The sequence below is a fragment of the Gordonia sp. CPCC 205515 genome (assembly GCF_048537925.1).
Classification (GTDB): Bacteria; Actinomycetota; Actinomycetes; order Mycobacteriales; family Mycobacteriaceae; genus Gordonia.
The window spans coordinates 776808-801161 of the sequence record NZ_JBCLVJ010000002.1 but is presented as its reverse complement, the minus strand read 5'-3'; the positions used below and the strand labels follow the sequence as shown (position 1 = coordinate 801161).

Below are 24354 nucleotides of genomic sequence, written 5' to 3'. Positions count from 1 at the left end.
CGGACAGTGTGCCATCCGCACCGTTTCGTTCACTTCTTCGGCGGGAAGTACTTGATCAGTGCTTCCTGCACCACCGAGGTGGCCAGGGTGCCGTCACGCTTCCAGAACCGGCCCGAGCCCATGCCGCGCGACCCGGTCGCCACCGGTGAGCGGGTGGCGTAGAGCATCCATTCGTCGAAGCGGAAGTCGCGGTGGAACCACATGGAGTGGTTGACGGTCGCCGCGAACAGCCGATCGATGCCCCACGACAGCCCGTGGGTGGTGATGATCGAATCGAGCACGGTGGTGTCCGACGCGTAACACATGGCGGCCACGTGCAGTATCGGGTCGTCGGGCATGGTGCCGTCGGCCTTCATCCACACCCGGTTGTCCTTGAGGGTCTCCCCCGCGTCGCGCACCTTCCACGTGGGGTCGTTCGCGAAGCGAATGTCGATGGGGTGCAACGCATTCACGAAAGTGGCGATCTGCTCTTCATACCCTTTGAAGTGCTCGCCGAGCGGCGGCAACTCTTCGGGATAGGGCACCTGTGGGATCTCCACGGCGTGCTCGAGTCCGGCGGTGTTGTCCTGGAAGGCGACGAGCATGGTGAAGATCTCCTCGCCGCCCTGCATCGCGGTCACCTGGCGGTTGGCGAACGACTTGCCATCGCGGAACCGGGCGACGTGATACTCCATCGGCTTGGCCACGTCACCGCCCCGGATGAAGTGCGCATGGAGAGCGTGTACCGGCGGGTTGCCGCGGGTCAAGGTGCGCGCCGCGGCGACGACACCCTGCCCGAGCATCTGCCCGCCGAAGGTCCGCGCGGTCTTCTGATCCGGGTGCTGACCGATGAACAGGTCGTCGGACGCGCGCTCCACATCCAGGAGTGCGAGCAGTTTGCCGAGGTCTTCGGATTGGTCGGTCACGCCTCAACACTATGGGCCCGACAAACAAGGCCGGGCGTCGGGCCGACCGCCTGACGCCCGGCCTCGGTCTGGACTGTCCCGCCTGACGCCCGGCCTCGGTCTGGACTGTCCCGCCTGACGCCCGGCCTCGGTCTGGACTGACGAAGAGCGAGGGAGCGCAGCGACTGAGCGATGAGGAGGGAAGACCGTGGACTGAGGGCGTCAGGCCCGGGCCGACGGAGTCGGCCCCAAATCAATGGTCCTGTTCGCCGATCCGGTGCACGTGGATCATGTTGGTGGAGCCGACGGTGCCGGGCGGGGCGCCGGCGACGATGACCACCACGTCACCCTTGTCGAGCCGACCGATCCGCAGGAGCTGATGATCCACCTGATCGATCATGTTGTCGGTGGTGTCAACCCGATCGACGATGAATGTCTCAGTACCCCAACTCAATGCCAGCTGCGACCGCACCGCCTGGGTAGGCGTGAACGCCAGCAACGGCAGCCGCGAGTGCAGACGCGCGAGACGCCGCACGGTGTCACCGGACTGGGTGAACGCCACGAGCGCCTTCACCTCCAGCCGCTCACCAATGTCACGGGCGGCATAGGAGATGACACCCCGCTTGGTGCGCGGCACATGCGAGAGCGGCGGCACATCCCGCGGACCTTCCTCCACCGCCCGCGCGATGCGATCCATCGTGCGCACAGCTTCCATCGGCCACTTGCCGACCGAGGTCTCACCGGACAGCATCACCGCATCGGCGCCGTCGAGCACCGCGTTGGCGACGTCGGAGGCCTCCGCACGCGTCGGGCGTGAGTTCTCGATCATCGAGTCGAGCATCTGGGTCGCGACGATGACCGGCTTGGCGTTCTCCCGTGCCATCTGGATGGCTCGCTTTTGTACCAGCGGCACCTGCTCCAGCGGCAGCTCGACGCCGAGGTCACCACGGGCGACCATGATCGCGTCGAAGGCCAGCACGATCGCCTCGAGATTCTCGATCGCCTCCGGCTTCTCCAACTTGGCGATCACCGGCACCCGACGGCCCTTACGGTCCATCACCTCGTGCACGAGTTCGACATCTGCGGGGCTGCGGACGAACGACAGCGCGATCATGTCGACACCCAGATCGAGCGCGAACTCCAGATCGGAGATGTCCTTGTCCGACATCGCCGGCACCGACACGTTCACACCCGGCAGCGACAACCCTTTGTTGTTGCTGACCGGACCGCCCTCGGTGACCGCACAGACCACGTCGTCACCGTCGACGGCGGTGGCCACCAGACCGACCTTGCCGTCATCGATCAACAACCGGTCGCCGGGCTTGACGTCCTCGGCCAAATGCTTGTAGGTCGTCGACACCCGGTCGTGGGTACCGACAATGTCCTTGACGGTGATGCGCACCTCGTCACCGGTCGCCCACATCACCTCACCGTTGGGCGCACCGGTGTCCTCGAACTTGCCCAGGCGAATCTTGGGGCCTTGCAGATCGGCAAGGATGCCGACGGCCTTCTCCGCGGCGTCACCGGCTTTACGCACCCGGGCGTACACCTCGCGGTGCACATCCTGGGTGCCGTGGCTCATATTCATCCGGGCCACATCCATGCCCGCTTCGACAAGCTCTTTGAGCTTCTCGTCGGAGCTGGTGGCCGGACCCAATGTACAGACAATCTTCGTTCGACGTGTCACTGTCATCACCTTAGTCGTGTTGCGGTGGCATCTCTATTGAAGGCGCGGGCCAAATGCCGTCCGCGCGGACGTCGGTGCAGGTCACCGGCCCGCCGGGCCGCGCATGAACATAACGCAAACACGGCGCGGCATCGTCGAATCACCGTGCGCTGCCGGGTTACTCGCGAGTAAGGCCCGGTGGTCGACTCAGCTCAACGTACCGACAGCGGCAGGGTCGCGGGCCGGACCGGCGATGGCAGGTCCGAGGCTCCCATGAGGAACTTGTCGACGGCGCGCGCGGTAGAGCGACCCTCCGCGATCGCCCACACGACCAGCGAGGCACCGCGATGGGCGTCCCCGCAGACGAATACGCCCGGCGCGTCGGTCTGCCAGTCGCTGCCGCAGGACAAGTCGCCGCGCCGGGTGGGTTCGATGCCGAGATCATCGAGCAGCGGGCCGCGTCGGACACCGGCGAAACCGATGGCGAAAAGGGCCAGCTGGCAAGGGATTTCGAACTCCTCGGCGACCGGGGTGATGACCCGGCGACCGTCTGCTTCCCGTCGCACCTCGACCTCGGCGAGCACCATTGCGGTGACGTTGCCCTCGTCGTCGCCGACGAACCGCTGCACCGCGACCTGGTACTTGCGTTCTCCGCCTTCGGCATGCGCCGACGAGGTACGCATGATGAGCGGCCAGGTCGGCCACGGGGATCGGGTGTCGTCGCGGTCGCCGGGGAGTTCCGGGTTGTAGTCGAGCTGCACGACCGAGGCGGCACCCTGCCGGTGCGCGGTGCCGAGGCAGTCGGCACCGGTGTCGCCGCCGCCGATGATCACCACATGTTTGCCTGCCGCGGTGATCGGCGACGGCCCGTCGCCCTCGCATTCCTTGTTGGCCGGCACCAGGTGTTCCATCGCGAGGTGCACGCCGTGCAGGTCACGTCCGGGGACCGGATTGTCTCGGGCCTCCATCGCACCGATGGCCAGCACGACGGCCTCGTGGCGGGTACGGAGTTCCTCGACCGTGAGGTCGGTGCCTACATCGCAGTTGACGACGAATTCGGTTCCCTCCGCTCGCATTTGCGCAATGCGCCGGTCGATGTCGGACTTCTGCAGTTTGTACTCGGGAATGCCGTAGCGCAGCAGGCCGCCGAGGCGGTCGTCCCGCTCGTAAACCGTCACGTCGTGTCCGGCGCGGGTGAGTTGTTGCGCGGCAGCCAATCCGGCGGGGCCGGAGCCGACGACGGCGACCGATCGGCCGGTCTGCGCGGCCGGCGGCTCGGGTCCGATGATGCCCTCGGCCCACGATTCGTGCGCGATGGTCTTCTCGATGCGCTTGATGGTGACGCTGCCGCCGGTGGTGGCGTCGGAGATGGAGAGTACGCACGCCGCCTCACACGGTGCGGGACAGACCATTCCGGTGAACTCCGGGAAGTTGTTGGTGGCGTGCAGGCGACTGCTCGCCGCGTCCCACCGGCCGCGCCGGACGAGGTCGTTCCACTCCGGGATCAGGTTGCCCAGTGGGCAGCCCGCGGTTCCGGAGTGGCAGAACGGGATTCCGCAGTCCATGCAGCGGCGGGCCTGTTCGGAGACGTCGGACAGTTCCAGCAGCGGGTTCTCCGAGTGCGCGTAGACGTCGTCCCAGTCGGTGACCCGGTCGCCGACGGGTCGATACTTCGATTCCTTTTTCCGGATTTCCAGGAATCCGCGCGGGTCAGCCACGTGCCGCCTCCATGATCGCTGAATCGACGTCGCGCCCTTCGGCTTCGGCCATGCGGGCGGCGTCGAGAACTCGTTTGTAGTCGGTGGGCATCACCTTGGTGAAGGCCCGCTTACGACGCGGCCAGTCGGCCAGCATCGACGCCCCGATCGCCGAGCCGGTCAGCTCGGTATGCCGGGTGATGAGTGCACGCAGCCAACGGTTGTCGTCCGGGTCGGGTCGCATCAACTCGACCATCGCCATGTTGACCTTCGACGGGTCGAGATCGTAGACGAACGCGATGCCGCCGGACATGCCCGCGGCGAGGTTGCGCCCGGTGGGCCCGAGGATCACCACATGACCGCCGGTCATGTACTCGCAGGCATGGTCGCCGACACCTTCGACGACGGCGGTGGCGCCGGAGTTGCGCACCGAGAACCGCTCCCCGACCTTCCCGCGCAGGAACACCTCACCCGACGTCGCACCGTAGAGGATGGTGTTGCCTGCGATGACCTGATCCTCGGCGATGAACCACGAATCCGGGTTCGGTGCGACGACGATCTTGCCGCCGCACAGGCCCTTTCCGACATAGTCGTTGGTGTCACCGGAGAGCTTGATGGTCACGCCGGGCGGCAGGAACGCACCCAGCGACTGACCGGCCGATCCGCTGAGATTGACCGTGATGGTGTCCTCGGCGAGGCCGTCGGCGCCGTAGCGGCGGGTCACCTCGGAGCCCAGCAGGGTGCCGACGGTGCGGTTGACGTTGCGCACCGGCAACTCCAGGCTGACCGGGTGCGCGTCCTCAAGTGCACCTTCGGCGAGCTGGATCATGGTCTGGTCCAACGCATGTTCGAGGCCGTGCTCCTGGCCGCGCATCCGCCGCGTCGGACCTTTGTCCTCGTACTTGCGGAAGATCGGCGACAGGTCGAGCCCCTTGCTCTTCCAGTGCGCCACCGCGGTGTCGGTGTGCAGCCGCTGGGACTGGCCGATCGCCTCGTCGAGGGTTCGGTATCCCAACTGGGCCAGGTACTTTCGTACGTCTTCGGCAATGAAGCGGAAGAAGTTGACGATGTGTTCGGCCTGCCCGGTGAACCGGGACCGCAGCACCGGGTTCTGGGTGGCGACACCGACCGGGCAGGTGTCGAGGTGACAGACCCGCATCATGATGCAGCCGGTGACGATCAGCGGTGCAGTGGAGAAGCCGTACTCCTCGGCACCGAGCAACGCCGCCATGATGACGTCGCGGCCGGTGCGCAGCGCGCCGTCGCACTGCACGGTGATGCGGTCACGTAATCCGTTGAGCATCAACGTCTGCTGCGCGTCGGCGAGGCCGATCTCCCACGGCGTGCCGGCATGCTTGAGCGACGTCAGCGGAGAGGCGCCGGTGCCACCGTCGTGCCCGGAGATGAGGACGACGTCGGCGTGCGCCTTGGACACACCAGTCGCCACCGTGCCGACGCCGACCGCGCTGACCAGCTTGACGTGGATACGGGCGTCTTTGTTGGCGTTCTTCAGGTCATGGATCAGCTGGGCGAGATCCTCGATGGAGTAGATGTCGTGGTGCGGGGGCGGTGAGATCAGCGCGACACCCGGCGTCGAGTGCCGCGTCTTGGCGATCCACGGATACACCTTGTACGCCGGGAGTTGGCCGCCCTCACCGGGTTTCGCGCCCTGGGCCATCTTGATCTGGATGTCGGTGGCGTTGATCAGATAGTCGCTGGTGACGCCGAAGCGCCCGGACGCCACCTGCTTGACCGCACTGCGTCGTTGCGGGTCGTAGAGACGATCGACGTCCTCGCCGCCCTCACCGGAGTTCGAGCGGCCGCCGATGCGGTTCATCGCGATGGCGATGGTCTCATGCGCCTCAGCGGAGATCGAACCATAGCTCATGGCACCGGTGTTGAACCGCGTCATGATCGACTCGACCGACTCCACCTCATCGAGCGGCACCGGATCCCGCTGGGAGAGATCGAGTTCGAACAGTCCACGCAGGGTACCGCCGGCGGCGGAGAGCTTGTCGACCTCGTCGGAGTACTTCTGGAAGACCTCGTCCTGGCCGGTGCGGGTGGCGTGCTGCAGCAGGAAGATGGTCTCCGGGGTGAACACGTGCAGCTCACCTTCACGGCGGTACTGGTATTCGCCGCCGACCTCGAGCCGCCGGTAGACCTGCTCGGTCGCGTTTTCCGGGAACGCCCGATGATGGCGCATCCGAACCTCTTCGGCGAGTTCGTCGAGTCCGACGCCCTCGATCCGCGACACGGTGCGGGTGAAGTACTCCTTGACGACCTCCGACGACAGGCCGACCGCCTCGAAAGCCTGTGACGCGGTGTAGGAGCTGATGGTGGAGATACCCATCTTGCTCATCACCTTGAGCACGCCCTTGCCGAGCGCCTCGATGTAGTTGCGGCTCGCCTTCGGCGCGGCCACACCGGTCAACTCGCCTTCGGCGATGAGGTCCTCGATGGATTCCAGCGCGAGGTGCGGATTGACCGCGGCCGCACCGAATCCGATGAGCAGCGCGATGTGGTGCACCTCGCGGGCGTCTCCGGATTCGACGACGAGCGCCACCTTGGTGCGTTCCTTGGTGCGCACCAGATGGTGATGGACCGCGGAGGTCGCCAGCAGGGACGGGATCGGTGCGTGGTCGCGGTCGGTGCGGCGGTCGGAGATGACCAGCGTGGTGTGGCCCTCGGCGATGGCCTCACTGGCCCGGGCACGCAGATCCTCCAGTGCCGCAGCAAGTCCGGCGCCACCCTCGGCGACCGGGTACAGCCCGCGCAGCACCTTGGCGGACAGGCCGGGATTGTCGCCGTCGTCGTTGATGTGGATGAGCTTGGCGAGGTCCTCGTTGTCGATGACCGGCCAGTGCAGCAGGATCTGCCGGCACGACGCCGCGTTCGGCGCGAGGAGGTTCTGTTCGGGTCCCATCACGCGTGCCATCGACGTGACGATCTCCTCGCGGATGGCGTCCAGCGGCGGGTTGGTGACCTGGGCGAAGAGTTCGACGAAGTAGTCGTAGAGCAGGCGGGATCGCTTGGACAGCACCGCAACCGGGGTGTCGGTGCCCATGGAGCCGAGCGGCTCGTAGCCCGACGCCGCCATCGGGGTGAGCAGGACGCGCAGGTCTTCCTCGGTGTAGCCGAAGGAGACCTGTCGGCGGACGACGGTGTCGTGGTTGGGCTTGTAGACCGGCCGTGACGGCAAGGTGGCGATGTCGAGGAGGCCGGCGTGCAGCCATTCGTCGTAGGCCTCGGCACCGATCAGATCGCCCTTGACCTCTTCGTCGGGGATGATCCGGCCCTGCGCGGTGTCGACGAGGAACATGCGGCCGGGTTCGAGGCGCCCTTTGGAGATGACGTCGTCGACGGGCACGTCGAGGACACCGGCCTCCGAGGCGAGGATGACGCGGCCGTCGCGGGTCTGCCACCAGCGTCCGGGACGCAGGCCGTTGCGGTCGAGGACCGCGCCGACGACGGTGCCGTCGGTGAAGGTGACGCAGGCGGGGCCGTCCCAGGCTTCCATCAGGGAGCCGTTGAACTGCAGGAATGCCCGACGTTTGGGGTCCATGTCGGGGACGTTCTCCCACGCCTCGGGGACCATCAGCATCACCGCGTGCGGGACGCTGCGACCGCCGAGGTGCAGCAGCTCGAGGACCTCGTCGAGGGACGCGGAGTCCGACGCCTCGGGGGTGCAGATGGGGAAGGCGCGCTTGAGGTCGCCGGGGATGAGGTCGGTTTCCAGTAGCGCTTCGCGGGCACGCATGCGGTTGCGGTTGCCGCGGACGGTGTTGATCTCACCGTTGTGCGCGACGAACCGGAACGGATGGGCCAGCGGCCACGACGGGAAGGTGTTGGTGGAGAAGCGGGAGTGCACGATGGCGATCGCGCTCAGGCAGCGGTCGTCGCGCAGGTCGTCGTAGTAGAGCGGCAGCTGCATCGTGGTGAGCATGCCCTTGTAGACGATGGTGCGGCTCGACAGCGACGGGAAGTACAGGCCGATGCCTGCGGACTCGATCTCCGGGGTGACTCGTTCGGCTTGCTTGCGGAATGGGTAGATGGCGCGGTCGAGGTCGATGCCGCCTTTGCGTGGTCGACCGGCGGGCGGGTCGACGGTGACGAACAGCTGCATCATGAACGGCATGCAGCCGAGGGCGGTCTCGCCGATGTCGGCGCGTACGGCGTCGACGGGCAGTTCACGCCAGCCGAGGATGGTGACGCCTTCGGCGTCGGCGAGGGCGGTGACCCGGTCGATGGCCCGCTCCCGCAGTGTCGGGTCGGCGGGTAGGAAGCAGGTACCTGCGGCGTAGGTGTTGTCCCCCGTTGCGGAGGGTGCGGGGAGGTCGAAATCGACCACCGCGCGCAGCAATTCGTCGGGTAGCTGAATCAGGATGCCGGCGCCGTCGCCACTGTTGGCCTCGGCGCCCGCGGCGCCTCGGTGTTCGAGGTTCTCCAGGGCGAGAAGCCCGTCGGACACGATCGAATGCGACCGTCGGCCGTGGATGTCGGCAACCATGGCGACACCGCACGAATCGACTTCGGCCTCAGGGTCGTAGAGACCCTGCTTGGCCGGCAGCGCAGAAAACAGCATTTCGAACCTCCACTCGACTCGATGACGAATCGCAATGCTCGAATGTCCGGTGGGACAGCGCTGGCCCGTGGAGCACTATGTGGGTGCACGAGCTCAGGCTGGGTTCGTGCACCGTTTGGTGAAGCTTCACTCTATCCGACGAGATGCGCACACGCGCTGCTGTCGAGGCCGGGTTCGGGGTGGGCAGCGAATCGGTTGCGGTTTTCATCGCTGAGCGATGAATATCGCAACCGATCTTCGATCAGGACTCCTTGGGCGTCGAGGGCTCGGCGTCATCCTCGTCGACAGCGCCCTCGTCCTCGTCGACAGCGCCCTCACCCTCGTCGACAGCGCCCTCGTTGTCGTCGACAGCGCCCTCACCCTCGTCGACGGCGCCCTCGTCGGCAGTCACGTCCTCGACATCGGCGGCCTTTGTGATGTTGGGGCTCGGCTCGGCGGCGTCAGTCGGTTCGTCCGTCGGTGCGACGATGTGGTGCCCCTCAAGGTCGACGCGTTCGCTCTCGTCGTCGGCCTCGAGGTCGTGGATCTCGTCGCCGTAGTCGCCGTCGTCGTAGATCTCGTCGTCGACGGGTTCTTCGTCTTCTTCGGGCACCGCCTCATCGGGCAGCGCCTCCGTGGTGGGCAGCGATTCATCGTCGGCGAGCGGTACGTCATCGTCGGCCTGCTCATCGTCGCTCAGGTCGTCGTCGTTGAGGTAGAAGCCCTCGACGTCGGAATCGTCGTAGTCCTGCTCGGGATCGATATAGCCGACCACCCCGGCCTCGGCGAGCTCTTCGGCCTTCCCGTCGTGGTACATCTCGAGTCCCTGCTCGCGTCCCTTCGGCGCGAGGACGACGTACGCGGCGGCGCAGGCGAACACGAGTATTGCGGTGAACACGTTGATGCGGACACCGAGGACGTGGGTGGCCGGGTCGGAGCGCATCAGCTCGACGAAGAACCGTCCCACGCAGTACCCGGCGACGTAGAGGGCGAAGAGTCGTCCGTGGCCGATGCGGAAGTACCGGTCGATGACGACGAGCAGTATCACCACCAGGACGTTCCACAGGATCTCGTAGAGGAAGGTCGGGTGCACGATCGCCACCACGTTGCCGTTGGAGACGCCGGTGATCACCCCGGGATCGGCGTTGCCCGCGGAGTCCACCCGTTCATAGATCTTCAGGCCCCACGGGACTGTCGTCTCGCGGCCATAGAGTTCTTGGTTGAAGTAGTTGCCGAAACGGCCGATCGCCTGGGCCAGCAGGATCGGCGGGGCGATGGCGTCGCCGAACGCCGAGAGTTTGATGCCGTGGCGACGACACCCGATCCACGCACCGAGTGCGCCGAAGAAGACCGCACCCCAGATGCCGAGGCCGCCGTCCCAGATGCGGATCGCATCGATCGGTGATTTGGGGCCGTCGCCGAAGTAGGTCCGCCAGTCGGTTGCGACGTGATAGATGCGGCCGCCGATGAGGCCGAACGGAACTGCCCAGATCGCGACATCGAGGACCTCACCGTCTTGGCCACCGCGGGCGATCCACCGGCGGTTGCCCCACCAGACGGCGACGATGATGCCGACGATGATGCATAGCGCGTAGGCCCGAAGCGGGAGCGGCCCGACATACCAGACACCCTGGGGCGGGCTGGGGATGTAGGCAAGGACGGTCGAGGTCGGCAGCGTCACGCTGCCACCCTACCGACCCTCAATCGGCGGCTATCGCCGACCGCACACCCTCGGCGAGTTCCCCGACCAGGGCACCGAGTCGCTGGTTGCTCTCCTTGGCAGCACTCACCAGCGCCGACCCGACGATGACCCCGTCGGCGTAGGCGGCGATCTCGGCGGCCTGGGCGCCGCTGCGTACGCCGAGGCCGACACCGATGGGGATGTCGGAGTGGGCGCGCACCCGGGCGCACAGGTCCGGTGCGGCATCCGACACGGCGTCGCGGGCGCCGGTGACGCCCATCGTCGAGGCGGCATAGATGAAGCCGCGGGAGGCGTCGACGGTCATCGCGAGGCGCTCATTGGTCGACGACGGGGCGACGAGGTAGATGCGGTCGAGTCCGTGCTCGTCGGAGGCGGCATGCCAGTCGGCGCCCTCCTCCGGGATGAGGTTGGGGGTGATGATGCCGGCGCCACCCGCGTTGGCGAGGTCGCGGGCGAAGCGGTCGACGCCGTAGGCGAGCACGTTGTTCCAGTAGGCCATCACCACGGCCGCACCGCCTGCCGAGGTGATCGCCTCGATCGCGCGGAAAGTGTCGCGGACCCGAAAGCCGTTGTCCAGAGCGATATCTGCCGCTTCCTGGATCGTCGGGCCGTCCATCACCGGATCGGAGTAGGGCACGCCGACCTCGATGATGTCGCAGCCCGCCTCGACCATCGTGGTGAAGGTTTCGATCGACTTGTCGACGGTCGGATAGCCGGCGGGCAGGTAGCCGATCAGCGCACTACGCCCCTCGGCGCGGCAAGCGGCGAACGTCGGGCCGAGCTTCGACGGTGCGGTGTGGGCGATCGTCGTCGTGGTCGCCTCGCTCATACCGTCTCCCCTGTCTGCTCGCCGCCGGCACTCGCCTCATCCTGTGACGGCGGCTTGTCGAACAGACCGAACCACTTGGCGGCAGTGTCGACGTCCTTGTCGCCGCGACCCGACAGGCTCACGACGATGACGGCACCCTCGCCGAGTTCCTGTCCGAGCTTCAGCGCACCGGCGACGGCGTGCGCGGACTCGATCGCCGGGATGATGCCCTCGCGCCGACTCAGCAGCGCGAGCGCATCCATCGCCTCGGTGTCGGTGATCGGCAGATACTGGGCGCGGCCGGTGTCCTTGAGGTAGGCGTGTTCCGGGCCGACGCCGGGATAGTCGAGTCCGGCCGAGATCGAATGGGATTCGATGGTCTGCCCGTCCTCGTCCTGCAGCAGGTATGAGTACGCACCCTGGAACGCGCCGGGGGTACCGCCGGTGAAAGTGGCTGCGTGGCGGCCGGTTTCGACGCCGTCACCGGCAGCCTCGTAGCCGACGAGCTTGACCTCGGTGTCGTCGATGAACGGGTGGAAGATGCCGATGGCGTTGGACCCGCCACCGACGCAGGCGGTCACCGCGTCGGGCAGCCGGCCGATCCGGTCGAGGATCTGGGCGCGTGCCTCGAGACCGACGATGCGCTGGAAGTCACGCACCATCGCCGGGAACGGGTGCGGGCCGGCGGCGGTGCCGAAACAGTAATAGGTGTTGTGCGCGTTGGTGACCCAGTCACGCATGGCCTCGTTGATGGCGTCCTTGAGGGTGGCCGAACCATTGTCGACAGCGATGACCTCGGCGCCCAGCAGACGCATCCGCGCCACGTTGAGGGCTTGTCGGTCGGTGTCGACGCGACCCATGTAGATGACGCATTCCTGACCGAGCAGCGCGCAGGCGGTCGCGGTGGCGACACCGTGTTGGCCCGCACCGGTTTCCGCGATCACCCGGGTCTTGCCCATTCGCTGGGCGAGCAGCGCCTGACCGAGAACGTTGTTGATCTTGTGCGAGCCGGTGTGGTTGAGATCTTCACGCTTGAGGAAAAGTCGTGCGCCACCGGCATATTCGCTCATCCGGGTGGCCTCGTAGAGCGGCGAGGGTCGACCGGTGTATTCGCGCTGCAGGCGGTCGAGTTCGGCGAGGTACTCGTCGTCGCGGCGGAGTTTGAGGTAGGTGGCGGTCACGTCGTCGATGACCGACATCAGCGCCTCGGGGACATGCCGACCGCCGTAGACCCCGAAATGTCCACCCTCGTCGGGCTCGACGGAGGTCCGGGTGGTGAGGCCGACGCTCATCGGCGGAATGACGGTATCGGGACGATCGGTGTTCGCGGTCACGGCCTTCTCATCGGTAATCGTCGGTCACGTGCACGGCCCAGAAGTGCCGTCAGCGAACCGGTTTCGGGCAGGACGGGTGAGTACCCGCGGTCACCAGCTCAGACACGGCCGCGCGCGGATCGCCACTGGTGACCAGTCCCTCGCCGACCAGGACGGCATCCGCACCGGCACCGGCGTAGGCGAGGAGATCCGCGGTGCCGCGCACCCCGGACTCGGCAATACGAATCACCTTGGTGGGCAATCCCGGAGCGATCCGGGAGAAGCAGTTACGGTCCACCTCAAGGGTCTTCAGGTTGCGTGCGTTCACGCCCACCACCGAGGCCCCGGCCTCCAAGGCGCGGTTGGCCTCTTCCTCGGTGTGCACCTCGACGAGCGCGGTCATGCCGAGACTCTCAGTGCGATCGAGCAGCGAGGCGAGCACGTTCTGTTCGAGGGCGGCGACGATCAGCAGGATGACGTCGGCGCCGTGCGCCCGGGCCTCGTGGATCTGGTACGGCCCAACGATGAAGTCCTTGCGCAGCACCGGGATGTCGACAGCGGCGCGCACGGCGTCGAGGTCGTCGAGTGAGCCGCGGAAGCGCCGCTGTTCGGTGAGCACGCTGATGATGCGCGCCCCGCCGGCCTCATAGGCACTCGCCAGTTCGGCTGGATCCGGGATGTTGGCGAGTTCACCCTTGGACGGGCTGGCGCGCTTGACTTCGGCGATCACGCCGATGCCCGGCTGACGCAGCGCCGCCATCGCATCCTTGGGGGCGGGGGCCGCAGCGGATGCCGCCTTGACGGCCGCGTAGTCGACCACGGCTTCGCGCGCGGCGACGTCTGCTTTCACTCCTTCGATGATGGAGTCGAGGACAGTCGACGTAGTCACGACCGGTGCGCCCCCTTTCGGTGTTACGTGTGTTCCCAGGGTAGCCGGGCGCCGGAAGCGGCTCGTGCCCGGGGTTGACCGGCTCAGCGGTCCTTGTCGTCGGGCCCAACCTCGTCTGGCCCAATCTCGTCTGGCCCAACCTCGTCTGGCGCGGTGGGGTCGATCCCGGTGTCCAGCGCGTCCCACATCATGCGTTCGTTCGCCGGTGCGCCGGTTTCCCCGGAACCGCTCGGCGGTGCGGCATCCGATGCCGCGTTCTTGCGCTGCTCGTGTTCGGCGAAGATCTGGCGTTCGAGTTCGTCGCGGCGGGCGCCGGGCGTGGTGTACTTCGACGACATGCCCGTCCCGCCGGCCACCCGCATCAGGAAGACGCCCGCCGCGACCGCGCAGGCCGAACCGACGAGCACCACCACCGCAGCCCACGGGTTGGTGGTGATCAGCAGGACCTGGAAGCGGCCGGGCAGGTTGGCCGCACGGGCGGCATAGTCGGCGTTGGCACTGCTGGTCAGCAGCGAGATCGCGGGTATCGCAGCCACCACCCCGGCAACCGCGATGAGGATGGCGATCAGGCGTAAACCCCAGCCGCGCAACGAGAGTGCCGCGAGAATCGCGGCCAGCAGTACCAGCGCGAGCGGGGTCAACCAGGGACTCCAGTCCGAGCCGTGGACCTTGAAGTCGCGGGCGGGTGCGAGGCCGTCGGCGGCCAGGACCGTGCACCACACCAGACGCGACGCCGACCAGAACGCCAGCGCCGAGACCGCGAGCAGCACCGCCGCGATGATCTGCCGGCGACGCATGAACTTCTTGGTGGCGACCTCCGGGTCCACGGCCGACAGTCCCTTTCCGGACGGGGTGGGGTCGGTGGGTGGGGTCGGCTCGGGTTCGATCACGCGGATTCGCCTGCTTCTGCTTGCGTGGCGTCGCCCACGCGGCGCATCGTCCCGGCAGCGGCGACTGCGTTGAGCACCGCGGTCGCCTTGTTGCGGGCCTCGTTGTACTCGTATTCGGGTTCACTGTCGGCGACCACGCCGCCACCGGCCTGCACGAACGCCTTGCCGTCCTTCATCAGAGCGGTGCGGATCGCGATCGCGGTGTCGGCGTCGCCGGCGAAGTCGAGGTAGCCGACGATGCCGCCGTAGGTGCCACGTCGGGTGAGTTCGTGTTCCTCGATGAGCTCCATCGCCCGCACCTTGGGGGCGCCGGTCAGCGTGCCGGCCGGGAAGCATGCGGTGACTGCGTCGAGTGCCTGCCGGTCGTCGCGCAGGGTGCCGGAGACGGTGGAGACGAGGTGCATGACGTGGCTGTAGCGCTCGACGTGGCGGTAGTCGCTGACCTTGACCGTGCCGGGTTGGCAGACGCGGCCGAGGTCGTTGCGTCCGAGGTCGACGAGCATCAGGTGCTCGGCGTTTTCTTTTTCGTCCTCGATGAGGTCTTTGCCGAGGAGTTGATCCTCCTCCTCGGTCTTGCCGCGCCAGCGGGTCCCGGCGATCGGGTGGGTCGTCGCGATCCGATCGGTGACGGTGACCAGCGCCTCGGGGCTCGAGCCGACGATGGTGAACGCCTTCTCATCGTTGAGAGCGGGCATCCGCAGCAGGTACATGTACGGGCTCGGGTTGGAGGCGCGCAGCACGCGGTAGACGTCGATCGGGTCGGCGTCGGTGGTCATCTCGAACCGCTGGGACGGCACCACCTGAAACGCCTCACCGGCCTCGATGTCACCGACCAGGGTGGTCACGATCTCGCCGTATTCGGCCAGCGTGCGCTGGGATGCGTACTCGGGGGTCGGTCGGTCGAAGGTGGACACCGTCGACGGGGCGGGCGCGGCCAGCGCCTCGGTCATCCGGTCCAGGCGGGCGACGGCGTCGGCGTAGGCCGCTTCGGCGCGTTCGGACGATCCGTCCCAGTTGACCGCGTTGGCGATCAGCGTGATGGTGCCCTCGTGGTGATCGACGGCGGCGAGGTCGGTGGCCAGCAGCATCATCATGTCCGGCAGGCCGAGGTCGTCGGTGGTGGTCTCGGCGAGCCGTTCGAGTCGTCGCACCATGTCGTAGGCGAAGAATCCGACGAATCCGCCGGTGAGCGGCGGCATGTCGGGGAACGGGTCGGTGGCCAGCAACCGCAGCGATTCGGCGAGCGCGTCCAGGGGATCACCGCCCTGCGGGGCGCCGTTGGGCACCTCTCCCCACCAACGGGCTTCGCCGTCGACGACGGTCAGCGCGGACGGCGAGTTGGCGCCGATGAAGGACCACCGCGACCAGGAGCGACCGTTCTCCGCCGACTCCAGCAGGAAGGTGCCGTCGCGGTCGCCGGCGAGTTTGCGGTAGGCCGACAGCGGGGTCTCGGAGTCGGCGAGCACCTTTCGGGTCACCGGCACGACGCGGTGGTCGGCGGCGAGGTCGAGGAAGTCGGCGAGGGTCGTGGTGGCCGGTCCCGTCACGGTGGAGTCGACCTCCCTCATCCGAGAGGCTCGCCGCCGACGCCCCACTGCGAGCGCGGCACCTCGGTGATGGTCACCCAGACCGAGTCGGGGTTCTTGCCGGTGGCCCGCGCATACGCCTCGGTGACCGCGGCGATGGTTTCGCGCTTGACCGCGTCGGACAACCCCGGGGTCTGCGAGATCTGGATCAATGGCATGGACGAGCCCCGCCTTTCTGGTGTGGTGTGTTCATTCTCCCCCGTCGCGCTGCGGTCATTCTTCCCGGCCACGGAGGGGCAGCGACGGGGTGTCGAAACAGCTGTGGTTGCCGGTGTGACATGCGGCGCCGACCTGGTCGACGACGAGCAGCACGGTGTCGCCGTCGCAGTCGAGACGGACGTCGTGCACGTACTGGGTGTGGCCGCTGGTGTCGCCTTTGACCCAGTACTCCTGCCGGGACCGCGACCAGTAGGTGGCGCGGCGGGTGTCCAGGGTGCGTTCAAGGGCGGTGTCGTCCATCCAGGCGACCATCAGCACGGTGCCGGTATCGCGTTCCTGGGCGACGGCGGTGAACAGACCGTCGTCGTTGCGCTTGAGGCGCGCGGCGATGTCGGGGTCGAGTGCCACGATCAGCTCCTCGCTTCGGTGTCGCGTTCGGTGCGCACGACGATGCCCTCGGCCGACATCGCGGACTTCACCTCGGGGATGGTGAGTTCGCCGAAGTGGAAGACCGACGCGGCGAGTACGGCGTCGGCGCCGGCGGACACAGCGGGTGCGAAGTGGTCGACGGCGCCCGCTCCACCGCTGGCGATGACCGGCACGTGTACCTGCCCGCGGACCGCCGCCAGCATCCGCAGGTCGAAGCCGGCCTTGGTGCCGTCGGCATCCATCGAGTTGAGCAGGATCTCCCCGACACCGAGTTCCTGTCCGCGCCTGGCCCATTCGACGGCGTCGATGCCGGTGCCCTGACGTCCGCCGTGGGTGGTGACCTCCCAGCCCGACGGCGTGGGTGCCGAACCTTCGGGCACGGTTCGGGCATCCACCGACAGCACGATGCACTGCGAGCCGAACCGGCGGCTCATCTCGGCGAGCACCTCGGGTCGGGCGATGGCGGCGGTGTTGACGCTGACCTTGTCGGCGCCGGCGCGCAGCATGGTGTCCACGTCGTCGACGGTGCGGATGCCGCCGCCGACGGTGAGTGGAATGAAGATCTGGTCGGCCGTCCGCTTGACCACCTCGATCATCGTGGAGCGGCCGGAGCTGGATGCGGTGACGTCGAGGAAGGTCAGTTCGTCGGCGCCCTCGGCGTCGTAGCGGGCCGCGAGTTCGACGGGATCGCCTGCGTCGCGCAGGTTTTGGAAGTTGACGCCCTTGACCACCCGGCCATCATCCACGTCGAGACAGGGGATGACACGTACGGCTACCGGCATTCTGCACACTCCCCTGTCCCCGACGTCTCGATGTTACAGCCCAGGCAGGGGATCACGCGTACGGCGACGGTCATTGCGGATTCCCCACTTCTTCTGGCCGCGTGGCGAACTCGCCGGCGGATGCGTCCTGGATGATCTCCATGAGCTCGTCGTGCAGGCCGGGCGCGGCGGCCACGACGGACGTCGACGAGACGGTCCACGGGGTGCCGCCGAGGTCGGTGACCACTCCCCCGGCTGCACGGACGAGAGCCGCGCCGCCCGCGTTGTCCCACGCGTGACGACCGAAAATAACTGCGCCACCGAAGATTCCGTGAGCGGTATAGGCGAGGTCGACGCCGGTGCTGCCGGTCATGCGCATCCGCGCGACCCGCGAACTCAGGGCCCGGATGACGTCGGCGCGGTTGCCGCCCGGATACCGACCGCCGTGCGCGGCGTTGAACGGGCCGTAGGAGACGACCGAGGTGGCCAGGCGCGTGGGGCCAAGGTTGTCGACGGGGCTGCCGTCGACGAGCAGCGGGCCGTCGACATGTGCTGCGTAGCGGCGGTTCTGCAGCGGCAGCCAGGTGAGTCCGAGGGTGGGTGCGCCGTCGACAAGCAGGCCGAGCAGGATGCCGGTGAGCGGCATCCCGGTCGAGTAGTTGTAGGTGCCGTCGATCGGGTCGAGCACCCATACAACGCCCTCGTCGACCGGTGGCCCGCCGAATTCTTCGCCGTGTACCGGGATCTGGGTGACGTCGGCGAGTTCGGCGACGATCCGCCGCTCGAGGTCGAGGTCGACCTGGGTGGCGAAGTCGGTGGGACTCTTGGTCACCGCGCTGGGCGCGCCGAGGCCGGCGATGAACTCGTCGACGCATCCGTCGAGAACGGCGCCCGCGGTGTGCAGCAGGCGGGGGAAGTCGATCGAAGCAGCAGTCATGAGGTGTGGATCAGACCCCCGACACGGCCGTGAGTGCCTCGGGCAGCGTGAATCGCCCGGCGTAGAGCGCTTTTCCGACGATCGCGCCCTCCACACCACGGTCGGTGAGCCCGGCGATCGCGACGAGATCCTCGATTGCGGACACGCCGCCGGAGGCGACGATCGGTGCACTGGTCTTGGCGGCGACCTCGGCGAGCAGGTCGAGGTTGGGTCCGGCGAGGGTGCCGTCCTTGGAGACGTCGGTGACGACGTAGCGGGCGCAGCCGTCGCGGTCGAGGCGCTCGAGCACCTCCCACAGGTCGCCGCCGTCGGTCACCCAACCGCGGCCGCGCAGGCGATACGACTCGCCTTCGCGGATGACGTCGAGGCCGACGGCGATCTTGTCGCCATAGCGATCGATGGCGCGAGCACACCACTCGGGGTTCTCCAGGGCGGCGGTGCCGAGGTTGACCCGGGTGCAGCCGGTGCCAAGTGCGGCGTCGAGCGAGTCGTCGTCCCGAATTCCGCCGGACAGTTCGACTTTCACGTCGAGTTCGCCGACGACGCCGGCGAGCAGTTCGCGGTTGTTACCGCGACCGAAGGCGGCGTCGAGGTCGACGAGGTGGATCCACTCGGCGCCGTCGTTCTGCCAGGCGAGGGCCGCGTCACGCGGTGAGCCGTACGAGGTTTCGCTGCCGGCGGCACCCTGTACGAGGCGCACGGCCTGCCCGTCGGCGACGTCGACGGCCGGGAGGAGTTCAAGGGTCTTACCCATCGGAGGCGGTGTTCCTGTCTGTCGTGGTTGCGGTTTCGGCCTGCGCGGCGAGGATGTCGCGTTCGGCGGCGGAAATGATGCGGCGGGAGACGACCCCGATGACGCCGATCATCACCAGCACGGCGACCAGCGCGCCGACGAGGCCGGCGATCGGGGTCCAGCGCGCCAGCACCAGGATGATCGGGATCGAGATCAGCAGCACCAGAGTGCCGGCGCCGAGCGAGAAGGTCACCAGTCGGGCGAACGAAAAGTGGGGTGTCCCAGCATCATTGCTCATGTGAGGGACTCCACCCAGTTGCGCAGCAGATGTGCGCCGGCGTCTCCGGATTTCTCGGGATGGAACTGGGTGGCGCTCAACGCACCGTTCTCCACCGCGGCGAGGAATCGTCCGCCGTGCTCGGCCCACGTCAGCTTCGCGGCCTTCAACGGCGAGCCGTCGTTGTCCATCTCCCAGGCCTGTGCGGCGTAGGAGTGCACGAAGTAGAACCGGGTGTCGGCGTCGAGACCGGCGAAGAGCACCGAATCCTGCGGCGCGTCAACGGTATTCCAGCCCATGTGGGGCAGCACCGGTGCCTTCAGCTGGGTGACCGCACCCGGCCACTCGCCGCATCCTTGGGCTTCCACGCCGAACTCGACACCCCGCTCGAACAGGATCTGCATGCCGACGCAGATGCCGAGCACGGGGCGCCCGCCGGCGAGGCGGCGGCCGATGATCCGCTCGCCCTTGACCGCGGTGAGCCCGTCCATGCAGGCTTCGAAAGCCCCCACCCCGGGCACCACGAGGCCGTCGCAGTTCTCCGCGACCTCCGGATCGTGGGTGACGGTGACCTCGGCGCCGGTGCGTTCGAGCGCGCGCTGCGCCGAGCGCAGGTTGCCCGAGCCGTAGTCGAGGATCGTGACCTTGGTTGCCACTACAGGGCGCCCTTGGTGGACGGCACCCCGGCCACGCGCGGGTCGTCCTCGGTGGCGGCGCGCAGGGCGCGGGCGACGGCCTTGAACTCGGCCTCGGTGATGTGGTGCTGGTCGCGGCCGTAGAGCACGCGGACGTGCAGGGCGATGCGCGCGTTCATCGCGAGCGCCTCGAAGATGTGCCGGTTGATGACCGTGGAGTACGGGACGCCCGGGTAGCCGCCGATCACCGCGGTGAGCAGGTGGTCGGGCTCGCCGGTGTGCACGCAGTACGGCCGGCCGGAGACGTCGACCGAGGCATGCGCGAGGGTCTCGTCCATCGGGATGAAGCAGTCGCCGAACCTGCGGATGCCCTTCTTGTCACCGAGCGCCTGACCGAGGGCCTGCCCCAGGACGATCGCGGTGTCCTCGATGGTGTGGTGTCCCTCGACCTCGACGTCGCCCTTGGCCTCGACGGTCAGGTCGAAGCTGCCGTGCTGGCCGAAGGCGGTGAGCATGTGGTCGAAGAACGCGATGCCCGTGTTGATGTTGGTGACGCCGGTGCCGTCGAGGTTGAGTTCGACGGTGATCGACGATTCGCGGGTGGTGCGTTCCACGCGGGCGATGCGCGGCTGCCGTGCAGTGGTCACGTGCTCAATTCTCCAGATCTGTCGGGGCGAGCTGTCGGCTGACGTCGAGGAAGGCGTCGTTCTCGGCGGCAAGGCCGATGGTGACCCGCAAATGGCCGGGGATGCCGACGTCGCGGATCAGAACGCCGTTGTCGAGGTAGCGCTGCCAGGAGGCCGGGGCGTTGGTGAAGGTGCCGAACAGCAGGAAGTTGGCGTCGGAGTCGATGACGCGGAAACCCAGCTCGGTGAGCTCGGCGGCAACCCGCTTGCGTTCGGCGACGATCTTCGCGACGCCGGCGAGGGTGTCGTCGCTGTGCCGCAGCGCCGCGCGGGCGGCGGCCTGGGTGAGCACCGACAGGTGGTACGGCAACCGGACGAGCAGCAGCGCGTCGATGATCGCCGGGGCGGCGGCGAGGTAGCCGAGGCGCCCACCGGCGAAGGCGAAGGCCTTGCTCATGGTGCGGCTGACGACGACTTTGCTCGGATAGGCGTCGATCAGTTCGACGGCACTCGGCCGCTCGGAGAACTCAGCGTAGGCCTCGTCGACGATGACGATGCCGGGCGCGGCCTCGATGATGCGGCGCAGGTCGTCGAGGCCGATCGAACCGCCGGTCGGATTGTTCGGCGAGGTGATGAACACGACGTCGGGAGTCCGGTTGGTGATCTCGGCGACGACGTAGCCGATGTCCAAGGAGAAATCCGAGGCGCGCGGCGCCTGCAGCCAGGTGGTGTCGGTGCCGTCCGAGATGATCGGGTGCATCGAGTACGACGGGACGAACCCGATCGCACTCCGTCCGGGCCCGCCGAAAGCCTGCAACAGTTGCTGCAGGATCTCGTTGGAGCCGTTGGCCGCCCACACGTTTTCCACACCGAGCGCGACTCCGGTTGCGCGCGTGAGGTAGTCGGCGAGGTCGGTGCGCAGGGCGACGGCGTCGCGGTCGGGGTAGCGGTGCAGCGAGGCCGCGGCGGCGCGCGCCGATTCGGCGACGTCGTCGATCAACGCCTGCGACGGCGGGTGCGGGTTCTCGTTGGTGTTGAGCACCACAGGAACCTCGAGTTGCGGTGCGCCGTAAGCACTTTTGCCGCGCAGGTTGTCGCGAAGGGGAAGGTCGTCGACGGTGATCTGCTTGCCGGGCACATTGGGCCCGCTCGCTGCGCTCCCGGCGCCCGGAATGGCGGGTGCGCTCACTTCGCTCCCCCGCTCACGAATCGCTGCTTGACCGCATCACCGTGTCCCGGAAGGTCTTCGGCGTCGGCGAGGGTGACGACCTTGTCGGCGACCTCGCGCAGTGCGGCCTCGTCGTAGTCGATGACGTGGACGCCCTTGAGGAAGGTCTGCACCGAGAGGCCTGAAGCGAAGCGGGCCGAACCCGAGGTCGGCAGAACGTGATTGGAGCCGGCGCAGTAGTCGCCGAGGGACACTGGTGCGTACGGACCGACGAAGATCGCGCCGGCGTTGTGCACGCGGTCGGCGACCGCGGCAGCGTCGCGGGTCTGGATCTCGAGGTGTTCGGCGGCGTAGGCGTCGACGACGGCGAGGCCGGCCTCGAGGTCGTCGACGAGGACGATGCCGGACTGTTTGCCACTCAGTGCGGTGGTGACCCGTTCGCGGTGCTTGGTCGCGGCGACCTGGGCGTCGAGGGCGGTGTCGACGGCGTCGGCGAGGTCGGCGCTGTCGGTGACGAGCACCGAGGCGGCGAGCACGTCGTGCTCGGCCTGGCTGATCAGGTCGGAGGCGAGGATGCCCGCGTCGGCGGAGTCGTCGGCGAGGATGGCGATCTCGGTAGGACCGGCCTCGGAGTCGATGCCCACGACGCTGCGGCAGAGGCGCTTGGCGGCGGTGACGTAGATGTTGCCGGGGCCGGTGATGAGGTCAACCGGGTCCAGGGTGACGCCATCGGTGTCTTCACCGCCGTAGGCCAGCAGTGCGACACCCTGCGCACCGCCGACGGCCCACACCTCATCGACGCCCAGGAGAGAGCAGGCGGCGAGGATGGTCGGGTGCGGCCAGCCGCCGAAATCCTTCTGCGGCGGGGAGGCGATGACGAGCGATCCGACGCCGGCCTCCTGTGCGGGGACGACGTTCATGATGACGCTCGACGGGTAGACCGCGTTGCCGCCGGGTACGTAGAGGCCGACGCGGCGGACCGGAATCCACTTCTCGCTGACCACGCCGCCGTCGACGACCTGGGTGCGGCTGGTTTCACGACGCTGGTCGGCGTGCACCTTGCGGGCACGGGTAATGGATTCCTTCAGCGCGTCGGCCACGGCCGGATCGAGTTTCGCTGCGGCATCGGCGATGACCTGGGCCGGCACGCGGACGCTGGTCGGTTTGACGCCGTCGAACTTCTCCCCGAACTCCAGGGCCGCCTCGGCTCCCCGATGCGCGACGTCGTCGACCAGCGGTGCGACCGTGTCGAGCACGGCATTGACGTCGGTGCCACCGCGGGGCAGCGCACGACGCAGTTCAGCGAGCGTCGGGGTGCTACCGCGCAGGTCGGTTCGGGCGAGCATGAGTGTCTCCTGGGTGGGGCTGGGTTTCGGATCCAGGATAGGTGGCGGGGCCAGTGGGTTTCGAATCCGGTTCCTCACCCGGAACAGGTCAGACCTGAATCGGGACCTCGAGGCGGGGTTCAGGCTGCGAAAGGGTTCTGCACGCGCACACCGGCAATCACTTGGTCGGCGTTCAGATCTTCACTCCAGAGCACGCTGCACCCCATGCGAGAAGCACTCCTGATGATCATCGCGTCCCAGAACGAGACCTGCGCAGAGTCCGCGATCTCGGCGGCGGCGAGCACATCCGGCGCCAAGGGTGAGTGCGTCGGCCATCGACTCAATGTCCGAAGGGCGCCTTGCGCAGCCGTTGAATTGAGGGGCACCCGGATCTTGCGAGTGACGGTCACGTAAAACTCCTGCAGCACCTGCACACTGAGAACACCTTGGCGATTGCGACCGAGATCGGTGACCAGCTGCAGGGCGCGATCGTGGCGGGGGTCACCACCGTTGTCGTACGCGTAGATCAGAACCTTGGTGTCGACGAACTCCCCGCTCATCGCTCATGCAGTTCGTCGCGACTCCACGTGATGTCACCGACCGACATGCCGCTGGAAGCCATTCGCGCAACCTCGCGGTCCCACGCGTGCTCATAGTCCTCGTCGCCCCCGGCCAAGTGCTCGACCAGTTCGGCTACGAGCGCGGATACCGATGTGTCTCGCTCGGCGGCGATGATCTTGGCTTTCCGGACCAACTCTTCAGGCAGCGACAGCGTGATGTTGCGGTTTGCCATGTGATCCAGTGTAGCGCTGGATCACATATTCTATGTTCTCGAATACGTGAGGGTGCACGCCTTCGTCCGCCGCCGTACCCGGAGTCTTTCCGCGGATAAGATTCCTACTTCGATCCCATGTCCGCTACGACTACGCTGCGCCTCATGTCCGCTCCTCTGGAACTGTGTTGCCTGCTCTGGGCCAATCCCGGATTGACGGATGACCTCGCGAGGTATGAGGACACCGTGCTCGCGCTGGTCGCCGATCACCACGGCACCGTCGTCAGCCGGGCGATCGGTGGCGGGGCCGACGGCACACCGCACGAGGTGCAGCTGTTTCGGTTCCGCGACCAGGCTGCCCTCGATGCGTACCTCGCCGACCCACGGCGGAGCTTGCTCGCGAGCGAACGGGACCATGTGGTCGCGCGGACGGAGCTTTTCCCGGTGCGTCTGCACGGGTAGTTCCCGGTTCGTCCTCCCGCTTTCCGTTCGTGCTCCCCTGCACGGCACAGAGGAACGAGCAGGGGGTGGAA

Annotated in this window: 23 protein-coding genes; 1 reads left to right on the top strand and 22 read right to left on the bottom strand. The window is 67.5% G+C overall.

Going from position 1 to position 24354, the window contains the following annotated elements; genetic code table 11:
• Nucleotides 1-29 precede the first annotated feature (29 nt).
• The 22 genes from AAFP30_RS04050 to AAFP30_RS03945 form a co-directional block, all read right to left on the bottom strand.
• Nucleotides 30-905, bottom strand: coding sequence for an acyl-CoA thioesterase (locus tag AAFP30_RS04050; RefSeq protein ID WP_419228529.1), 876 nt, complete (start codon nt 903-905; stop codon nt 30-32).
• A gap of 232 nt (nt 906-1137) precedes the next feature.
• Nucleotides 1138-2571, bottom strand: a complete 1434-nt coding sequence (gene pyk / locus AAFP30_RS04045) for a pyruvate kinase (RefSeq protein ID WP_419228528.1) — start codon at nt 2569-2571, stop codon at nt 1138-1140.
• 191 nt (nt 2572-2762) lie between these two features.
• Nucleotides 2763-4268: a glutamate synthase subunit beta gene (locus tag AAFP30_RS04040; protein WP_419228527.1), complete on the bottom strand. Its 1506-nt coding sequence runs from the start codon at nt 4266-4268 to the stop codon at nt 2763-2765.
• Entirely contained in the window at nt 4261-8832 is a 4572-nt protein-coding gene (gltB, locus tag AAFP30_RS04035; protein WP_419228526.1) for a glutamate synthase large subunit, read from the bottom strand. The genes AAFP30_RS04040 and gltB overlap by 8 nt, the downstream gene beginning before the upstream one ends.
• A 241-nt stretch (nt 8833-9073) precedes the next feature.
• Complete coding sequence (gene lgt, locus AAFP30_RS04030) at nt 9074-10492, bottom strand: prolipoprotein diacylglyceryl transferase (RefSeq protein WP_419228525.1); 1419 nt, start codon at nt 10490-10492, stop codon at nt 9074-9076.
• Between the two features lie 19 nt (nt 10493-10511).
• Entirely contained in the window at nt 10512-11342 is an 831-nt protein-coding gene (trpA, locus tag AAFP30_RS04025) for a tryptophan synthase subunit alpha (protein WP_419228524.1), read from the bottom strand.
• On the bottom strand, nt 11339-12613 hold the full coding sequence (gene trpB, locus AAFP30_RS04020; protein ID WP_419228672.1) for a tryptophan synthase subunit beta: 1275 nt from the start codon (nt 12611-12613) through the stop codon (nt 11339-11341). The genes trpA and trpB overlap by 4 nt, the downstream gene beginning before the upstream one ends.
• A gap of 91 nt (nt 12614-12704) precedes the next feature.
• Nucleotides 12705-13523: an indole-3-glycerol phosphate synthase TrpC gene (gene trpC / locus AAFP30_RS04015; RefSeq protein WP_419228523.1), complete on the bottom strand. Its 819-nt coding sequence runs from the start codon at nt 13521-13523 to the stop codon at nt 12705-12707.
• Between the two features lie 83 nt (nt 13524-13606).
• Complete coding sequence (locus AAFP30_RS04010) at nt 13607-14320, bottom strand: TIGR02234 family membrane protein (RefSeq protein WP_419228671.1); 714 nt, start codon at nt 14318-14320, stop codon at nt 13607-13609.
• Between the two features lie 89 nt (nt 14321-14409).
• Complete coding sequence (locus tag AAFP30_RS04005; RefSeq protein ID WP_419228522.1) at nt 14410-15981, bottom strand: anthranilate synthase component I; 1572 nt, start codon at nt 15979-15981, stop codon at nt 14410-14412.
• The gene (locus AAFP30_RS04000; RefSeq protein ID WP_419228521.1) at nt 15978-16157 is read right to left on the bottom strand and encodes a tautomerase family protein; all 180 of its coding nucleotides are present in this window, start codon (nt 16155-16157) and stop codon (nt 15978-15980) included. Before AAFP30_RS04000 ends, AAFP30_RS04005 begins: the two co-directional genes overlap by 4 nt.
• A gap of 55 nt (nt 16158-16212) precedes the next feature.
• Nucleotides 16213-16566, bottom strand: coding sequence for a phosphoribosyl-AMP cyclohydrolase (gene hisI / locus AAFP30_RS03995; RefSeq protein WP_419228520.1), 354 nt, complete (start codon nt 16564-16566; stop codon nt 16213-16215).
• 2 nt (nt 16567-16568) lie between these two features.
• Nucleotides 16569-17369, bottom strand: a complete 801-nt coding sequence (hisF, locus tag AAFP30_RS03990; RefSeq protein ID WP_419228519.1) for an imidazole glycerol phosphate synthase subunit HisF — start codon at nt 17367-17369, stop codon at nt 16569-16571.
• A 70-nt stretch (nt 17370-17439) separates the two neighbouring features.
• Complete coding sequence (locus tag AAFP30_RS03985) at nt 17440-18285, bottom strand: inositol monophosphatase family protein (protein WP_419228518.1); 846 nt, start codon at nt 18283-18285, stop codon at nt 17440-17442.
• A gap of 10 nt (nt 18286-18295) precedes the next feature.
• Nucleotides 18296-19039 (bottom strand): bifunctional 1-(5-phosphoribosyl)-5-((5-phosphoribosylamino)methylideneamino)imidazole-4-carboxamide isomerase/phosphoribosylanthranilate isomerase PriA, encoded by a 744-nt coding sequence (priA, locus tag AAFP30_RS03980; protein WP_419228517.1) that lies wholly within the window; start codon nt 19037-19039, stop codon nt 18296-18298.
• Nucleotides 19032-19316, bottom strand: coding sequence for a hypothetical protein (locus AAFP30_RS03975; protein WP_419228516.1), 285 nt, complete (start codon nt 19314-19316; stop codon nt 19032-19034). Before AAFP30_RS03975 ends, priA begins: the two co-directional genes overlap by 8 nt.
• Nucleotides 19313-19951: an imidazole glycerol phosphate synthase subunit HisH gene (gene hisH / locus AAFP30_RS03970; protein WP_419228515.1), complete on the bottom strand. Its 639-nt coding sequence runs from the start codon at nt 19949-19951 to the stop codon at nt 19313-19315. The genes AAFP30_RS03975 and hisH overlap by 4 nt, the downstream gene beginning before the upstream one ends.
• Entirely contained in the window at nt 19951-20577 is a 627-nt protein-coding gene (gene hisB, locus AAFP30_RS03965) for an imidazoleglycerol-phosphate dehydratase HisB (protein WP_419228514.1), read from the bottom strand. The genes hisH and hisB overlap by 1 nt, the downstream gene beginning before the upstream one ends.
• Nucleotides 20578-20581: 4 nt before the next feature.
• Nucleotides 20582-21745, bottom strand: coding sequence for a histidinol-phosphate transaminase (locus AAFP30_RS03960; protein WP_419228513.1), 1164 nt, complete (start codon nt 21743-21745; stop codon nt 20582-20584).
• Nucleotides 21742-23070, bottom strand: a complete 1329-nt coding sequence (gene hisD / locus AAFP30_RS03955; protein WP_419228512.1) for a histidinol dehydrogenase — start codon at nt 23068-23070, stop codon at nt 21742-21744. The genes AAFP30_RS03960 and hisD overlap by 4 nt, the downstream gene beginning before the upstream one ends.
• A gap of 119 nt (nt 23071-23189) precedes the next feature.
• Complete coding sequence (locus tag AAFP30_RS03950) at nt 23190-23609, bottom strand: PIN domain-containing protein (RefSeq protein ID WP_419228511.1); 420 nt, start codon at nt 23607-23609, stop codon at nt 23190-23192.
• Nucleotides 23606-23842 carry a DUF6364 family protein gene (locus AAFP30_RS03945; protein WP_419228510.1) on the bottom strand — a complete coding sequence of 79 codons (237 nt, stop codon included), beginning with the start codon at nt 23840-23842 and terminating at the stop codon, nt 23606-23608. The genes AAFP30_RS03950 and AAFP30_RS03945 overlap by 4 nt, the downstream gene beginning before the upstream one ends.
• Before the next feature lie 144 nt (nt 23843-23986).
• On the opposite strand from AAFP30_RS03945, the gene AAFP30_RS03940 reads away from it, so the two are divergent.
• Nucleotides 23987-24283 carry a hypothetical protein gene (locus AAFP30_RS03940; RefSeq protein ID WP_419228509.1) on the top strand — a complete coding sequence of 99 codons (297 nt, stop codon included), beginning with the start codon at nt 23987-23989 and terminating at the stop codon, nt 24281-24283.
• The last annotated feature ends 71 nt before the right edge of the window (nt 24284-24354 follow it).